The following is a 14,785-nucleotide window of genomic DNA, read 5'->3' on the forward strand; positions in this document are numbered from 1 at the left end:
TCAGTTCTTTAGCTCCTGCTCTAATATTATGAATCGTTCATGTAATTTCATTTGTTGTTCAACTCCAAAATAAGATTTGATTTGTTCTTTGAATTCCTTCAACTCGCTGTCTCTATAGAATTCTGATTCAAGTCCTGAACCTGATTTTCTATATCCTTTTTTGCCGCAATACTCCAATAGTCCTTCATGGGAATTGAATGCGGCAACGGGAAGGAGTTGAATTCTTGCCTTTTCCTTGCCTGCAATTTCTATAACTGTTTCTCTCACAAGAATTTGAATCATTGGAACTCCTCTTTTATTATGAAATCATAAACTATAAGATTATCTTTCGGCTTTGAAGGGAAAGTTTTCAAAAAGAGAAGGTCACCATCCTCGTCAAATAAACCGATCTCGTTTATATTTATTCCGATGAGTTCGGACTGTTTTATCGTCGCTTTAAAACTTCTTGTCCCATCCGGATTATTTTGAATCTCAACTAACTTTCTAAATATCTCGTTCTGTAACCCGGTATCGGATACTTGAGGCATACGAGGCGATCCCGAAACGAATCCGCCAGTGCCGAATGCGATTTCATACGGTTGAATTCCTACGTCGTCCCCCGAGAGAATCGTAAAACCGTTGAGCGGCCATGTTCCATCTAAGATTGATGATCGAAGAGCAAATCCATAAAGCCTTCCTGATAAAGTAGAAGTCTCAAATCGGTAGTTTATAATTGAACGAACACCACCAGCTCTAATTTGAGCGATGGCTTTGTTGAACTCTGGAGCTACTACAACGGTATCAATAGAACCGGAAAAAATAACTCGAATTGTAGCCGGTCTTTTCGAACTACCCGAAAGCGGATACTCACCGTTGAGTGTCAACGATCCGTCCAGATACATGGGAATTCCGGAATAACATAACTCTTGTATTTCGTATAACGTTCCAGTTCCTGCAAGGATCTGCGAACCGATTTCGTTCATCGAATAGATGTCACCTTTAGATTTTTGCTTTTGTCTTGCGATGGAAAGAAAGATACGATACCTAAAATCATCCATTCCATTCCGTGGTTGTTTGAGGTTCTTACCAATAAGATCAAGGATCGCTCCATTTTGAATTCTATAATCTGTCGTGAATTTAATCGACTCCAATACAGAGCGAACTTCGTTTAACAAATCGAGATCAGCTTTCCACTTCCTTCCGATTTCGGAATCTGGATCACGAGTAAAGAGAGAGGTAGGATATTTTTGAAGGACTTCTTCGATCGTCTTCATGCAAAATTAACCTGAATATTTGCCGTAACGAGTTTTGCCCTTTGACGACTGCTAATCGGAAGTTCGTCTAATGTCCCAGGAGAAGAAAGACCAACCTTAACAGCCATAGATTTGATTCCAAGCACCTTGACTGAATTGTATTCTGAAAGACCGTTCTGAGAAGCGATCAACTTCCACGCGAAAACGTCTTCGCCTGTTCCATCACCCTTATATGAAGTTGAAATCAGTCCGATCGTATCGACACCGCCAATCACTTTGATACAATTCGTTTTTACGATGGATTCGGAACCGGTTTCCCAAAGTGAAAGATCTCTAACGATGTCGATCTTAACAAAAATAGGAACATCCGTTGGACGATTGAAGTAGTAGGTCCGTGGAACTCCTTTGTTATCTATCAGAGTGGTAGTTTCAGATCCCATCGATTCAATTCCACCTGGCCAATTCTTTAAGAAGCAATCTCCGATTTCAGTAGGAGTCCCACCCTCGATCACTGCTTCCATAGAGTGAGGATTTCTACCCTCTACGTCCACAAAGTCACCGACGTTTTCGTAGACTCTTGCAGAGAGAACCGATTCAATATTATTTAGCGCACCTTGAACGTTTGAGGCTGAAGATCCTCCGTTTACTCCTTCTTCAAGAAACCGATTAAGAAATTCTATACCTGTTTCAATTGACCTTCCACCTCGTGCGGGTTCTGGATTCGTAACTGAGTCGATTCCGATCACGGCTGTGTTGATCGTAGTAATCGAATTCGCTTCAACGTTTCCGGAAATACCGTAGTCGATGAGCAAGGCTTGGGCATTGAGAAGGATAGTCCCTCCGGAAATGTTTCCGGACTCGATCGTTATAAACTGCAAGCCGTTTCCTGTCTGACAGATCGTTCCTATGTTTACAAAAGAGCCGTTCACTCCTGTGAAAAGAAGACCTACGATTGCGCGCTTTGCCGGTTGTCTTTCCGATCCTAATGGATTTAGAACTCTATCAAGAGAAACTCCGGTTGCGGTATCTGCGAAGTTCGAATAGAAGACGTCCTCCGCCAATTGATGAATTTCATCTAACTCATCCGCGAGAATTCGCATTCTTACGCCGTCTTCACTTACGATTGATAAGTCGATGTCAGCCCCAAGATGAGTTCTATACTTTGTTTCTAAGTCAGAAATGATTTCTTCTCTGGATTTACGAATGAATCCTTGCTCTGTGACTCCAGCCATTACACGACCTCCGTTAGTATTCCAAATTCAGTAATTGCAGAAAATTGAATTGTTAAAGTTCTTTCACTATCAGGGTTCTCAATTGTCTCAAGACTTTGCAGTGAAATTGTTTCAGGATCTTTCAAAATGACTCGTTTGATTTCAAATAGAACTCGCTCTTTTGGAATCTTAGTTGAAAAGATAGTAGTCCAATCAACGCCTGTTAGAGGTTCAAATATAGATTCTCCAAGAGTTAGTCGAATAGAGTGTTTGATTCGCTGTGAGTAATATTCTAAACCTTCAATGACCACTGGCACTCCATCTACTCGAACGATGTCCCGATTTTCAATTTTCAAACCTTTCATCCGATCTTTACCTTTCCTGAAAGAATTTGGTCTACTTCTGCTTTTCTCAAATTGAGTTGAGTTATGACGGACGCCGCAAGACCAGCCGGAGAACTCGGAACGGTATTCGTTGTAAAAGTGGATGCGTTATTTATGAAAACATCGAGAATCATTTTTAGAAGTTCGGCTAACGTTTCACCTAATACCGCCGATTCCGAAAGATCAATGAGTCCACCTCGAATCTTTATAATATCGTCATCGAGTTGAATCAGAGATTTTCCTTGCTTATGTCCGATCAATAATCCGGAGAAATTGGATGTGAGCGCAGGTGCGTCGAGTTCTCCTTTAAATCCGGATTGCACAAAAGCACTTTGAAGATCGAATAACGATTCAGAAGCTACAGATGAAATTCCACGAACTGCGTTGGACGTATCATGAGTTGAGAAAGAAACCCATACCTTATCCCCGCGCTTGTAGTCCGGCTTTATAAAGAAATCGCCAGCCCAAAGCGTTCCTACTCGAATATTAGAAAGGACCGGAAAATCGATTTCCTCTCCCTGGCCGTCTTTCTGTTTTAAAAGTAATTTCACGTTAGCTGTCATTTTGGACGAATTAAATGTCTCTATTGTTCCGGGAAGCCCAACTTGAACCTGAGAGAGACTCTTCTTAATTGCTTTCAATATTGCTTCATCAAGTGTAATCATAATGGCAAAACCTCTAACTCAGTGTAGTTCGTTGTTTGGAATGTTGAGAAGCGATGTTTTCCTTTTACGATTCGACATTCTCCATCCAAACTACCTCCTTTGACTGCAATGACCATGTTCAACTTAAACTTGTGGCGAAATAGGCTCGTAACTTTCCAAGTCTTTTGACTCTTTTCAGGAACTCCGATAAGTCCGGAGGAATTATCTAAGAAAATTGTGCTCGGTTTTGAAGGGGGATCGAGTGGCGAAATATGGAGAAGTCCGTCTTGCATCCAGTATTGAGAACCCGTTAATTCGCAAAAACTTTTGATACACTCTCCTAACGATCTCGTAGCACTAAAATTGATAACCCTGTTTTCTCCTAATACAATCGTTCCCGGTTTTATATTTCCTTGGGTAAGAATATCAAGGATTACAGTTTGAGCCGGAAGCCTACTATATGTTTTCATTATATAGAAAGTGTTCCAAGATCCTGCGTTTGCCGAGATCGTGAATTCTAATATTTTGTTCGGTCCATCTTGTCTAAACTTTGGATAGATCACTTCACCAGAAACGACGAGTCCGTTCTCATCGTTATATCCTGCGCTCAACAAAGCCGTGGGATAAAGAAAACTCGCACCTTTCGATTTTGCTCCGACCAACTGAATTGTGTCTTCATTCACATTCAATAGAGAAACCTTAGTCAAATTTAAAGCGGAAAGATCTGATTCGAATTCAAGGTTGAATGGAGGATAAGTAAACTCCTTTCCAAGTCCTACCTTCGGAAGAATTTCCAATGAAACAGTTCGGCCAAAGAGCTTTGGATTTCCGATCATATTTCCTCCACAATATAAATTTGGACCGTAGAGCCAAAAGTTGTTTTGTTTATCGGGACTTCGATAAATTCGTCTCTATATAAATCTTCCAGGTCTAAAGGGATTAGTTGAATATGATTTGGAAAACCTTCGACAACGGAACGATTTAGAGGAACACCGTATATGAGTTTTGAAGTGAATAAAGTTTCGCCTTCCGAGTTTCGAACCAAAACAGAAATGAAGTCACCCACAGAGTTGTAGTTGAATTCAAATTCAAAATCCTTTCCATCGATTTCGTATTCATTTCGAATTGGAAAAGTATCTGAACTAAAAGGTAAATATTTAAACGTTGGCATTGATTTATTTAACCTTAAAATAAAGATTTAAAAATACCTTTCTTTGCCGGATTTGGATTGTCAGTCTTCGTAATTTCTTTCACTGGCTTTTTACCTCCAGATTTTACAGCGTTTAAATTTCTCGTTTTGGCTTCCACAATTTGAACAGGGTAAATAGAAAGATTTATACTAACGTCATCCCCGGTATCCTTAGATTCAGAAAACGTAATGTCTCCTAAAAGGAGGTTCGGAATTTCATCTATGGATCTGCCTAAGTATCTTTTATCGGGATCATCGGGAGGCACATACCGAAAAAAAGAAGGAAGCATAGAAAGGATTTTAGTGATGATCCCACCGGTTGTATAGCCGAGCATCGTTAAGAAAGTTCCGTTCGTTTGCCAACGAATCAGGGTTTCCAATTTGTCATCCACCTTCATCTTTGTAAGAGTGGTGATCGAGAATGAGGATGTGACAAGAGCTGATAAAGTAATTCCTCTTTGACCAGGAATCACATGATCCGTAACCGAGGTTTTCCCTTTCTCCTTTTCAATCGGATGCTGTGTTATCTCAGCCGGGTAAGTATGTTGTATATCAAAGGAAACATTGAGTTCTACTTCATCGTCACCATCCGTTAAAGCAACCGTATCCCGTCCCGTGATTTTACTTAAGACTCCCATCAAATAGCCTCTGGCGAAAGGCCCGAGCCAAGACCGATTTTAATTGCAATCTTTTCCAGTTCTCGTTCTAAATACTTTGCGAATATGTGAGCATTTTCTTGGGGGGATTCAGAACCTAATACAACTTTATCGATATTGACGATGATCCCTCCAGATGATTTAGACCTTCCAAGAGAACCTAAATCTTTTACAGCAACTAAGTTGTCATCGGGATGCGTGTGGATCACCCGACCAGTCTTCGTTATGATAGCATCATTCACATTCGTCGAATTATCTGCCCTCCCAGGTGTTCCTGCTTTGAAAAACCCAGAAGGCAAAAAACCACTGAATGCTTCTCTAATTTTTGGACCTAACTCTTTGAAAAGATTTTCGATTACAGAAGGAAGTGACTTAAACCAATCTATAATTTCATCGAAGTAAGCGAAAATGAAGGAAATCGGAAAGAGAGCCATAATGATGAACTTTCCATATTTCTTTGCAAGATTTATCAGATAGTCGAATGCTTGCCCAAAGAGTTTCTTTAAATCGAAATCTTTAAATGGACCTAAAAATTCGCCTATGATCGATTCTCCTCCATCCATCCAAACAAGAAGATCGTCCACAATTAATACGATCGAGGCAATAGTGGCGGCGACAGCGGCTCCAATTGCAATGAAAGGAAGCCAAGGTGCAATAGCCGCCCAGCCTGCCGTAGCCATTCCGTAAAGAGCGGGAATCATTCCTCCCGCGGTAACTGCCGACGCCGCAATCATTTTGGCAGTGATTGCAACGAGAACCCCAGTAAAGACTGCCCCGAAGATAATAAGGCCACCTTTGACTCGATTGACTGAATTCTCACCGACAGTAAAATATTCTAATATACTAACAAACATTGAAAGGAATGGTTTCATTCCATCCAAAAGGATTTTTCCAAATATCTCCTTCAAGTCTCCGAGTCTTTGATTGTATGCCTGAAAAATTGCAGAAGACGATTTTAAATGAGAACCATAAGCATCTTGAAGCGAAGAGTTTTCTTTGAGCGCGTTAGAGATGAGTTTTTCCCGTGCAAGCCGCTTGGACACTTCGGTCATTGCAGAGTTATTGATTTGATTGAATTCTTTTGTATAAGAAGAGAAAAGCGCACCGTTCTTTTTTAGAAAATCATCGGAACCTGTTTGGATAGATTGGTAGGCTTCATTCATAGAAGTGGACAGGTCATTGCCTGTGACCTCCGCAACTTGTTGAAGTCCTGAAAGATTCTTGGAAATGAAATCAACGGACATTCCCGCTTTCATCGCGTCATTCGCGACTTGCGAAAGACTCCCTTCTGAAGCCAGACCTTTTGAATTCTGAATTGTTTGTGTGATCGCAGATTGTAGCTTTGGATATTGCGTGCCAGAAAGAGTCTGAAGGATTCCATTCTGTTTTTCTAATGCAGTGGCCGCTTCAATGGAGGCCGTCGCGAAAGAACCAACGGCGAAGGCGATTCCAATCGCCGCCACTTGCTTAAGCATTCCCGAAAGTGAGTTTGCGCTATTTGCGGTATCAGACATTTCCTGATTTAGCTTTTCAAGTTCTTTATCTGTAAGACCGGCGGCTTTCGCGGTAGCCTCTAACTCAGACTCAAGTTTAAGTTCTCCACGCGCTTTTGAAATAAGCCTTTCCATGTTCGATTCCGTAGTTTTGAACTTTTTCGCAAGTTCGGAAATTGCGGGATCTGCTTTTCCGGCAAGGCTATCTCCAATCGATTCGCCGAATTCTTTAAAGGAGGCGGCCTGCGCATCCGTGAATAGATCGAGAGAACCTCCAAGATCAGAGAACTGCTTTTTTACTGCGTTCAATTCTTCCTTAACTTGCTTAAGGGCGTCAGTTGTATCACCTTTGTTTGTTTTAAGAGCGATGTTGAGTTGTCTGACTGGCATTTGGTTCTCTCTTTGCGGTTCCTTTATTTAAACGACTTTGGTTAAAAACCGGTTCCTCGTATCAATTTTGCGAGAAACTTCAACTCCTCTACCTTCTCTTCCGCTTCTCTCTTCTTTCTTCGATCCACAACTTCCATAATCTTAGCGTAAAGAATCGTAGGTGCATCTTCAATTTCACTTTGGCTGAACTGAGCCGCTCCGAGAATGAACGGCTTCCAGATTTGGATTTCGCGATCGACTTCTTCGTCTATCCATTTGAGAAATTCTTCAACTGAAGGAACTTCGTCAAAATTTGGGAACCGGTTATTCCAACTCCCACTTAAGAAATCGATTTGCGATATGCAACCACACCTCCACATGGTTAGGTTCAATGTTGTCTAAAGTAGGTTCGAAGGAATGATCAACCGGTTTTACACTAAACTTAAAGAACTTGTCCAAAAGTTTATCTTGATTTAATCCTTCTGTTAAAGAAATCGATTCCTGTCTCCAACGCAATGCCTTACGGTTCCCTGGATGCTGTAGTTTATAACTTCTTCCATCCACAAATTGAATCGTTGCCACTCTTGCGTCGTCATCGATTTCCACGAGGATCGGTTCCGAAGGGATCACTTCTAATTTAGGATTCGCTTTTTCGGAACCTTGGTCTCGGTTGCTTCTTACTATGATATTTTCTGTTGTCATGTTGTTAAAACTCCTTTATAGTCTGGAAGGAGGAATACCCAAGTTCTGTCCTTGTATTCCTTCCCTCGTTCGATTGTTGGTCTTTCCCAAACTCTCCCTTGTGCAGAGAATCCGAGCATTCCTCCGTCACTCTTATCCTTTACGGTGAACACACATGGAAGACGTCCTTCTCCCATCGCGAAAAAGAATTCATTCTCGGGCGAGTCTCCCATAAGAACGATTGAGAGTTTTACTCTTCCATCATACACCTCAGAGATATTCCAATCCCCTTTGATTCCGACTTGAGACATGATGTATTCTTTCGTAACGGGTTCGATTTTAAAGAAGCCGTCTGCTTGACTCATTCCGGAAACTTCACGTCCGTTACAGTTTACGTTTAGTTTCTTTGGGTCCCAAATTCCATTCATTTCGAATACTCCTTAGGTTAGTTCACCGTCAATGTCGACTTCGTTAATCGCACCACGCAAACGACAGGAGAACGTGATGTTCGGAAGAACACGATTGTTCCTGTCGTTTGTAGGGATCTCATCGATCGCTTCGGGTAAGTTGATTTTGTATTGATAGTCTCCAAGATCAGAGCGGGCTTTGTCCGCTTCCGTCTCAACCAGTGCAATGATTCCTTGAACACCGGCTTGAACGAAAACTTCACGCATACGCGCTTCGATCATTTGGATTCCTTGGATCGTATATGGAACGACGTCTGAATTCAGAAATAGACTCGTGATGTTCTCCCTCAATCTTGCTTTCAACCAAGCACGATTTTCTACGACGTCCGCGTAAACGTTTCCTGTAGAAATTCCAGGAAACGGAACTTGCGCTCCACCAAAATCGACGATCAAATTTCCATTGTCTGAAAATATCGAGGACGTTTGCGAGTTTGTGTATCCGGAATTTTCCACTCCATCCAATGGAAGGTAGGCATAGTTATACGATCCCACTCTACGAGGAGCTGTATTTCCGACCCACGCCGCTTCCGGAAACGAGTCTGGGTTCTTATGAAGCATGAAGTATTCCCAGATTGAGTTTCTTCCGACCAGAGCTGTGATGTCGTCTGTGCAGGCAAAATACATCTTCTCGATCGATGCGAGATAGTCGGCTAACGCCTGGATTTCACTTTTGGTGTGAACCGTAGCGACGGTCTTAAACCAGGAATCTTTCCCGGTGTTTCTCAGACTCGCAATTTCTTCGGGTGCAGTTGCCCATGCAGTTAAAAGAAAGACAGCCACTGTCTTTGGTCTCGGAGTTTGTCTAAAAACTTTTGTCGCTTGGTTGTATTCTTTATCGGAAGACGAAAACCCAAGTTCAAGAAGATCATCCGCCGAGGTGATCTCCATGTATCGCTCATAGGTCAAAGCGGCTTGAGAAAATGCCGAAACAATTCCGCTTCCGGTATTGACGACTTCGCTAACGTCAACGATCTTGCTAGCACCGGCTACGTTGGAGACCGCTTCAGCCGCAAGTTTGATTTGATGAGCAGTAGAAGTCGGAAGACCGGTCAAGTCGGTTCCGACATTTACCGTAATCAAGTATGGATCGTTCGATGTGCCAGTTCCGGAACGGACAACCGAAAGGGACGTGCTGTTTCCAGATACGACGTATTTCACTTGAACGTTAACGACCCCGGAATTTGCAGATTTCCAGATGAGACCGGCGGAACCGTTCAAGACCTGTAAGAAATAGATCGGTGCTTTGATCCCTAAGATCATTGGCAACCCGAATCCCATTTGAGATACAGGTGTGTTTCTTAGAAAAATATTAATCCTGATCGGATCGATTTTGGAAATAGTTTGTGCGCTCATGCTTCCTCCTGAAATTCAACCGAAGGCGCGCTTGCGGTTGCTTGAACTTGTGTTTCGCTTAACTTTCTGGATTTGAACATCACATCAAATCCGGTCTTGTATTCATACTGCACTGATTCCAAAACTGTAGTTCGATCTTGCACGTCGCCTGTGATCAGTTGCGGAGTGATTCCTAATTTTTCGCATTCTGTAAGTCCTTCGATTGAATCAAACCAATCCATTGCTTTTTCGGAAAGATCCCAACAGGTTGCGATGGACTTATCGTGTAAGAAGGCCATGCTGATTGATGCGTGTTGATTTTTCCGAGAGACTTGTTTAAACTGATCGGTATCGACTGCTTCAATCCAAGAAGACGAACTTTTCGTTCCGTCTTGATTTAAAACGAGAACCTTATACGAGCCAAATGGGTAAGAAGGTGTTTCTGCATCTTGATCTCCCAGTTCAACTTTGATTCCGGGATAATATACTTCTAAGACTGCTTGAAGTTTATCCATCACGGATCTTATATCTTCGAATTTCATATTTTGCGAATCTCCTTTTTGCAGACATAGCGAATGAATCCAGCTTCAAAGGTCATATCTTTAATCATCGAAACGATGTATTTCACGCCGTTGAATTCGAACTTGTCTTCATAATCAATTGGAAGTGCGTTTCCGAGCTGATAGAAATTTCTATCTTCCGAGGTATACATTCCTTCCGTCATCGCGATCAATTGTCTCGTGCTAACAGTCGTTACAGGAAGATCTAAAGTAATTCCGTCAGCGTATGTCGTAACGGTTTCACCCTTTAAGTTTTTCGTCTTAGGTAGTTTCTTGTAATACACAACCGGGCGAATAAACGGTTTCAGAGAATCGGCAACGCCTGTCAAACTCATGCGGCTACCTTCCCATCAATCGCATAATTGATCGCATTAAATAATCTTAATTTATCTCGTAACGGTTTTGTATTTCCTTTCAAACTGGAAGTCAGTCCAGAAAGATCTTTAAACGGAGGATCGTTATTTGCGATTCGATTTTTGATCTCTGAAACCGCTCTAAGACCTATGCGATGTAAAACTTGTATAGCCTCTATTTCACCGTTGAAGAAATCTTGAATTCCTTTTTCGTATTCCTCAAACACTGCCTCTTGGAAGGATTGCAAATCAAACGTTCCACGTAGCCAAGATCTCTCTGAGATGATAACCTTCTTTGTAAGAATGAAGAGCGGAGTCAAATGACCTCCTTCCAACTTTGCAAGCATCGCAGACGATTTCCCTTTTTTCGGAGGGATGAACTTAAGACCGGAGATACTCCGAGGACTCTTTCCGCGAAGTTCCGGAAGCAATGGAATCGTAAGCCATTTTGAATTTTTAGGTTTGATCACTGCGCCAAACTCATTGGCTCCTGCACTGATCAAAAGATCGCTATCTATGGAACCGACAAGTCCGACTGTAATCGTTGCCGTTTCGATGTATTCCAGATCCTTTATGAGTTCATCAAGGTTTGTGTTGTCTTCAATGATCGCAGACATTATCCAACTCGCCCCTTGAATCCAAGAATCTCAGTTCGTTTTTGATTATATAAATCAAGCCAAGATACTTGCATACCCGGTGAAATATTCGTATCGTAGTTACGAGAAATTCCATCCGCCGATTCCGCCATAACTTCGTTTTTCATTCGATTTGCGTTGAAGAGCAAGTAAGCCGCTCGGGCACGTTGAAGTTCATTGAATCGCGGGTGAGATTCAGAAAGCGCAGTGTTATCGATGACGCTTGCGACAGCATCATCAAGAAACAACTGCAGTTCTGGATCTGTTAAGTCCGCGACAGGATCTCCAACATACGCTCTAAGCTGTGCTATACTTGCTCTTGCCACGTTAGTCTACCTTAAGCCGCAGGAGCCTTGTGAGTTCCGTATCTCATCACGATCCCTTTCGGTTTATACACATGAATTCCTCCGGTTTTCTCTTCGCCCTTGACCTTCATGTAACCTTCATAATCGTCCCAAACCGATTCCTTCACATCAAGTTCGGAAGCCATAATGATTTCCGCTACGTCAGAAGAATCGTCAAACAGACAGAATCCTCCTATCAAATCGGAGCCGATTTTCTTATTCAGGAATTTGTAAGAAAGATCTTTGGTCCGGATAAATCCACGTCGAAAGATCAAGTCTTGGTTACTCAACAACCATTGAAGAGTTGTCATGCTGTTCTGATTCGACATTGGTTTAAGAAGCCACATGTAATCTTCATCGTCGATCAGACAACCGGCGGCTTTATACAAACCGGAACCTTCCAACTGTGCCTTTGCATCGATGAAATCGTTTAGGATCTGATCGGGAGTTTTGTTCTTGAACAGATATTTTTCGATACCAGCTCCGCTTCCAGTTGCGGCTACGTTGTCTTCATGGATTCCATTCCAGTTGAAAAGACCTTGTTTGATTGTTTTCCCAGCCAACTTTAAACCGTGAAAAATAATCCTGTTCTCTTGCTCTGCGATAAACCTTCTGGTTCCATTAAGACGTCTGTCACGAACCGGATACTCACTTCCTTTGCCAGACTGTCTTCTCGCTTCTGCCTGATCCAAATCTTCTTGAGTAATCGTAAATCCGGCTCTAATGACAAAGAGCTTATCACCTTGACTTCCGGCTTTTTCTCCGACCATGGGCATATCGTTTGAACGAACACCCGATTCGATGACTTGAGCCGAACCCGTATCTTCTACATGTTCAACCGTGTAGCTGTGAGAGTAGGAAGGAGTATCTTCGTCTATGTTAAAAATCGTCCTTGCTACAAGTTCGTTCTTTCGTGGAGTAAGAATCGTTTTCTTGATGTATTCGGAATCTGCTTTTCTATATACTGCTTTATCTGCCATATTAATAACCTCCTTAGTTATCCAACGTTAGGGAATAGACACCGGATGCAAGATCCAGCTCGGCGGCTCCCATGTCTGAATTTCTCGCAAACTTGACGCCGTTCACGATTGCGGTCTTACCTGGGATTGCAGTTTTCCTAAAACCTCCAGCTAAGTTACCACTTTCCGCAACGATTCGAATTCGAACTGGATCGATCTCGCTCACTGCTTCTTCACAAGGTATCCAAACAGTTCCTTTCGTTATAAATGAACAAAGCTCTCCATCGTTATACGCAAGGTTATCGAGATCTCCTGCGGCTGTTGAAAAAGAACCCACTCCATCAAAACGAAGGGCAGTTGCAATTTTGCTTAACGCAGTTAAAGGAGCCGCTACAACAACACCGGAGCCGTCTCCAAGAAATTCGACACTGATTGCAGGATTGATATTTGTGTTCGCTTCAAGCGCATCTTTGATTAGAGTAGCCGTTGATGTGATTACAGCCGATCCGTTGGTTGCACAGTTGACGGTGATCACAAACGGAACGGCCTGCGTTCCTTCTCCGGTTATCGATACTCCGAGCGTTGCGTTATTTGTTCCGGGATTCAAAATGGCGATCATCGCCCAAATATCAGGAGACTTCGTTGTGATTCTGAGTCCTGAGTTTCCAGATCCAAAATCTTTCGTATCTTGAACAGCATCGGCTCCAACAACGGAAATTCCTTCTCCATTTGCCACGAGCATCACTCCAAAGCCGAATGGAATTCGCCCGACTGACGCAACACCACCACGTCTTTTGAAAGAGTCTGAATCTCTGGATTGAGTTCCGAATAATCCGGGGGCTTCATTATACAAACCACCTTCGGGAACTGACGCTCCAATCATCGCCAATGAAGTTGATCCGAATAAAGAAAGTAAATCGAATCCTCCGAACGGAAAAAACACTTTAACAAACTCTAATGGTTCTACATTTGCCAACGCCAGGCCAAATGCCGAGACGAACAGAATGCTTAGAAATCTTAAAAAGTTTTTGCTCTTCATTACTTCTTCTCCTCGATTGCGTTCATATTGCGTCGACTCTCTTTGATTTTTTTGAGATCATCGCCGTCTTGACGAGCTTCACCACTTCCATCAGGTTTCTGGGTTCCCCCTCCGCGAATCGCGGCTTTTTCTCTGGCAAGTTCAACGGCGGACTCAAAACGAATATTCAAGGTTGCGTCATCTAATGAATCCAATCGAACTCCCTGTTGAGGAGGAAAGGCTTCGTTGATAACAAGAATCTTGAGTTCCTTTTCGGAAATTCCATCCGTCTTTGCTTCTGGTTTCAGTGATTTCACAGTCTCGATAATATTGAGTCGTCTCTGTGCAATCGCGTCCTGTGTAGCGGGCATCAAGGCTTGTTGAAGGAGTTTTTGAGCTTCTTCAAACTGACCTTGGATAAGTTTAACCTTATCTTGAAGGGCCTTGATTAACTCGTCTTTGGTTTTGATTTGATCTTGGACTGTTGCGGTGTTCTTATCCGCTTCGGTTGTAACTTGCGGAGTTGGTTGCGTTGCGTTTGGATCTTCTGCCGCGTCTTTACGTGGTTTCAATCCGAGACTTAAAAAGAAATCTTTGATCTCTTTGACTACACCGGATGATTCGGTTTCGGTTGGGTCTGCCATATTCTCTCCTTGAGAAGAATCCGTTTTGATAACGGCAATATTCACGTTATCCGGAATATCAGCGTGATCCAGGTAAGCGCGAACGGAGTCGCCAGCTCTGCCTTTTTCTAATTGTGCCGAGTGATTAAAACGGATATTCCGTTGTCTCACATCGTATCGTTGTCCCTTATAAACTCCCGGTGTTGGGTCTAACACCGCGCGGAATCCAGGGGAAATCTGTAATTTCTCACCGCGCCTCATGGAGTTCTTCAATTCTGCGTCCCAAATTGTTTGTGTGGTGTGAATTTCATCGTCCTTCACCTGAACCGAATCACCGAGCGCACCTTTTGCATACAGTTTATAGTTCTTGTCTGTAATCAGTCCGTCGTTGTCCGAAACAGGAGGATGGTTATCACACACCGGTCTCCCCGGTATAGATGCGAGAGTTTCCGCAGAGAATAAATCCTCTGGGAGCTTTGCCTCTCTAACAATTCTTCCGTCAGGGTAAACATAGGGGAATACACCGGCACGAGCGAGGACGAGAGGACACCTTAAGAAAGTTTCATCCTCTGTCAGTCCTCCAAGCTCGATGGTTGCAGAATCGTAACGAATCGCTATTTCCGGTTTCACGCATTG

At 42.7% G+C, this 14,785-nt stretch carries 20 protein-coding genes; all 20 read right to left on the minus strand.

Features of this window, described 5'->3' with window-relative positions; translation table 11 throughout:
* Genes DLM75_RS12870 through DLM75_RS12965 form a run of 20 tightly spaced genes read right to left on the minus strand, consistent with a single transcriptional unit; the run spans window position 1 to window position 14,779 of the window.
* Entirely contained in the window at window positions 1-282 is a 282-nt protein-coding gene (locus tag DLM75_RS12870; RefSeq protein ID WP_118968905.1) for an LA_1064 family peroxide-responsive upregulated protein, read from the minus strand.
* Complete coding sequence (locus DLM75_RS12875; RefSeq protein ID WP_118968906.1) at window positions 279-1,253, minus strand: phage tail protein; 975 nt, start codon at window positions 1,251-1,253, stop codon at window positions 279-281. Before DLM75_RS12875 ends, DLM75_RS12870 begins: the two co-directional genes overlap by 4 nt.
* Window positions 1,250-2,464, minus strand: coding sequence for a baseplate J/gp47 family protein (locus tag DLM75_RS12880; protein ID WP_118968907.1), 1,215 nt, complete (start codon window positions 2,462-2,464; stop codon window positions 1,250-1,252). Before DLM75_RS12880 ends, DLM75_RS12875 begins: the two co-directional genes overlap by 4 nt.
* Window positions 2,464-2,808, minus strand: coding sequence for a contractile injection system sheath initiator (locus DLM75_RS12885; RefSeq protein WP_118968908.1), 345 nt, complete (start codon window positions 2,806-2,808; stop codon window positions 2,464-2,466). Before DLM75_RS12885 ends, DLM75_RS12880 begins: the two co-directional genes overlap by 1 nt.
* A complete protein-coding gene (locus tag DLM75_RS12890) occupies window positions 2,805-3,488 on the minus strand; it encodes a Gp138 family membrane-puncturing spike protein (RefSeq protein ID WP_174715090.1) in 684 nt (227 codons plus the stop codon). The genes DLM75_RS12885 and DLM75_RS12890 overlap by 4 nt, the downstream gene beginning before the upstream one ends.
* Window positions 3,488-4,306, minus strand: coding sequence for a phage protein (locus DLM75_RS12895; protein WP_118968910.1), 819 nt, complete (start codon window positions 4,304-4,306; stop codon window positions 3,488-3,490). The genes DLM75_RS12890 and DLM75_RS12895 overlap by 1 nt, the downstream gene beginning before the upstream one ends.
* Window positions 4,303-4,641, minus strand: a complete 339-nt coding sequence (locus DLM75_RS24430; protein ID WP_118968911.1) for a phage baseplate plug family protein — start codon at window positions 4,639-4,641, stop codon at window positions 4,303-4,305. The genes DLM75_RS12895 and DLM75_RS24430 overlap by 4 nt, the downstream gene beginning before the upstream one ends.
* 14 nt (window positions 4,642-4,655) lie before the next feature.
* On the minus strand, window positions 4,656-5,297 hold the full coding sequence (locus DLM75_RS12905; RefSeq protein WP_118968912.1) for a phage baseplate protein: 642 nt from the start codon (window positions 5,295-5,297) through the stop codon (window positions 4,656-4,658).
* The gene (locus tag DLM75_RS12910; RefSeq protein WP_118968913.1) at window positions 5,297-7,198 is read right to left on the minus strand and encodes an LIC12611 family phage tail protein; all 1,902 of its coding nucleotides are present in this window, start codon (window positions 7,196-7,198) and stop codon (window positions 5,297-5,299) included. The genes DLM75_RS12905 and DLM75_RS12910 overlap by 1 nt, the downstream gene beginning before the upstream one ends.
* A gap of 41 nt (window positions 7,199-7,239) precedes the next feature.
* The gene (locus DLM75_RS24435) at window positions 7,240-7,449 is read right to left on the minus strand and encodes a hypothetical protein (protein WP_118969174.1); all 210 of its coding nucleotides are present in this window, start codon (window positions 7,447-7,449) and stop codon (window positions 7,240-7,242) included.
* A 52-nt stretch (window positions 7,450-7,501) separates the two neighbouring features.
* Window positions 7,502-7,879 (minus strand): LIC_12613 family protein, encoded by a 378-nt coding sequence (locus DLM75_RS12920; RefSeq protein ID WP_118968914.1) that lies wholly within the window; start codon window positions 7,877-7,879, stop codon window positions 7,502-7,504.
* Window positions 7,876-8,286: a phage structural protein gene (locus DLM75_RS12925; protein WP_118968915.1), complete on the minus strand. Its 411-nt coding sequence runs from the start codon at window positions 8,284-8,286 to the stop codon at window positions 7,876-7,878. Before DLM75_RS12925 ends, DLM75_RS12920 begins: the two co-directional genes overlap by 4 nt.
* 12 nt (window positions 8,287-8,298) lie before the next feature.
* On the minus strand, window positions 8,299-9,678 hold the full coding sequence (locus DLM75_RS12930) for a DUF3383 family protein (protein WP_118968916.1): 1,380 nt from the start codon (window positions 9,676-9,678) through the stop codon (window positions 8,299-8,301).
* Window positions 9,675-10,199 carry a phage neck terminator protein gene (locus DLM75_RS12935; RefSeq protein ID WP_118968917.1) on the minus strand — a complete coding sequence of 175 codons (525 nt, stop codon included), beginning with the start codon at window positions 10,197-10,199 and terminating at the stop codon, window positions 9,675-9,677. Before DLM75_RS12935 ends, DLM75_RS12930 begins: the two co-directional genes overlap by 4 nt.
* A complete protein-coding gene (locus DLM75_RS12940; RefSeq protein WP_118968918.1) occupies window positions 10,196-10,552 on the minus strand; it encodes a hypothetical protein in 357 nt (118 codons plus the stop codon). Before DLM75_RS12940 ends, DLM75_RS12935 begins: the two co-directional genes overlap by 4 nt.
* Complete coding sequence (locus tag DLM75_RS12945; RefSeq protein ID WP_118968919.1) at window positions 10,549-11,187, minus strand: hypothetical protein; 639 nt, start codon at window positions 11,185-11,187, stop codon at window positions 10,549-10,551. The genes DLM75_RS12940 and DLM75_RS12945 overlap by 4 nt, the downstream gene beginning before the upstream one ends.
* On the minus strand, window positions 11,187-11,531 hold the full coding sequence (locus DLM75_RS12950) for a hypothetical protein (RefSeq protein WP_118968920.1): 345 nt from the start codon (window positions 11,529-11,531) through the stop codon (window positions 11,187-11,189). Before DLM75_RS12950 ends, DLM75_RS12945 begins: the two co-directional genes overlap by 1 nt.
* A gap of 11 nt (window positions 11,532-11,542) precedes the next feature.
* On the minus strand, window positions 11,543-12,529 hold the full coding sequence (locus DLM75_RS12955) for a major capsid family protein (protein WP_118968921.1): 987 nt from the start codon (window positions 12,527-12,529) through the stop codon (window positions 11,543-11,545).
* A gap of 13 nt (window positions 12,530-12,542) precedes the next feature.
* Window positions 12,543-13,547, minus strand: coding sequence for a hypothetical protein (locus DLM75_RS12960; protein WP_118968922.1), 1,005 nt, complete (start codon window positions 13,545-13,547; stop codon window positions 12,543-12,545).
* Window positions 13,547-14,779, minus strand: a complete 1,233-nt coding sequence (locus tag DLM75_RS12965; protein ID WP_118968923.1) for a DUF2213 domain-containing protein — start codon at window positions 14,777-14,779, stop codon at window positions 13,547-13,549. The genes DLM75_RS12960 and DLM75_RS12965 overlap by 1 nt, the downstream gene beginning before the upstream one ends.
* Window positions 14,780-14,785 lie beyond the last annotated feature (6 nt).

This window comes from Leptospira stimsonii (assembly GCF_003545885.1).
GTDB classification, from domain to species: domain Bacteria; phylum Spirochaetota; class Leptospiria; order Leptospirales; family Leptospiraceae; genus Leptospira; species Leptospira stimsonii.

Bases quoted from the DNA above. Each gene is read 5' to 3' on its own strand.
- DLM75_RS12870 (WP_118968905.1), bottom strand. From the start codon at position 282: ATGATTCAAATTCTTGTGAGAGAAACAGTTATAGAAATTGCAGGCAAG.
- DLM75_RS12875 (WP_118968906.1), bottom strand. From the start codon at position 1,253: ATGAAGACGATCGAAGAAGTCCTTCAAAAATATCCTACCTCTCTCTTT.
- DLM75_RS12880 (WP_118968907.1), bottom strand. From the start codon at position 2,464: ATGGCTGGAGTCACAGAGCAAGGATTCATTCGTAAATCCAGAGAAGAA.
- DLM75_RS12885 (WP_118968908.1), bottom strand. From the start codon at position 2,808: ATGAAAGGTTTGAAAATTGAAAATCGGGACATCGTTCGAGTAGATGGA.
- DLM75_RS12895 (WP_118968910.1), bottom strand. From the start codon at position 4,306: ATGATCGGAAATCCAAAGCTCTTTGGCCGAACTGTTTCATTGGAAATT.
- DLM75_RS24430 (WP_118968911.1), bottom strand. From the start codon at position 4,641: ATGCCAACGTTTAAATATTTACCTTTTAGTTCAGATACTTTTCCAATT.
- DLM75_RS12905 (WP_118968912.1), bottom strand. From the start codon at position 5,297: ATGGGAGTCTTAAGTAAAATCACGGGACGGGATACGGTTGCTTTAACG.
- DLM75_RS12910 (WP_118968913.1), bottom strand. From the start codon at position 7,198: ATGCCAGTCAGACAACTCAACATCGCTCTTAAAACAAACAAAGGTGAT.
- DLM75_RS12920 (WP_118968914.1), bottom strand. From the start codon at position 7,879: ATGACAACAGAAAATATCATAGTAAGAAGCAACCGAGACCAAGGTTCC.
- DLM75_RS12925 (WP_118968915.1), bottom strand. From the start codon at position 8,286: ATGAATGGAATTTGGGACCCAAAGAAACTAAACGTAAACTGTAACGGA.
- DLM75_RS12930 (WP_118968916.1), bottom strand. From the start codon at position 9,678: ATGAGCGCACAAACTATTTCCAAAATCGATCCGATCAGGATTAATATT.
- DLM75_RS12935 (WP_118968917.1), bottom strand. From the start codon at position 10,199: ATGAAATTCGAAGATATAAGATCCGTGATGGATAAACTTCAAGCAGTC.
- DLM75_RS12940 (WP_118968918.1), bottom strand. From the start codon at position 10,552: ATGAGTTTGACAGGCGTTGCCGATTCTCTGAAACCGTTTATTCGCCCG.
- DLM75_RS12945 (WP_118968919.1), bottom strand. From the start codon at position 11,187: ATGTCTGCGATCATTGAAGACAACACAAACCTTGATGAACTCATAAAG.
- DLM75_RS12955 (WP_118968921.1), bottom strand. From the start codon at position 12,529: ATGGCAGATAAAGCAGTATATAGAAAAGCAGATTCCGAATACATCAAG.
- DLM75_RS12960 (WP_118968922.1), bottom strand. From the start codon at position 13,547: ATGAAGAGCAAAAACTTTTTAAGATTTCTAAGCATTCTGTTCGTCTCG.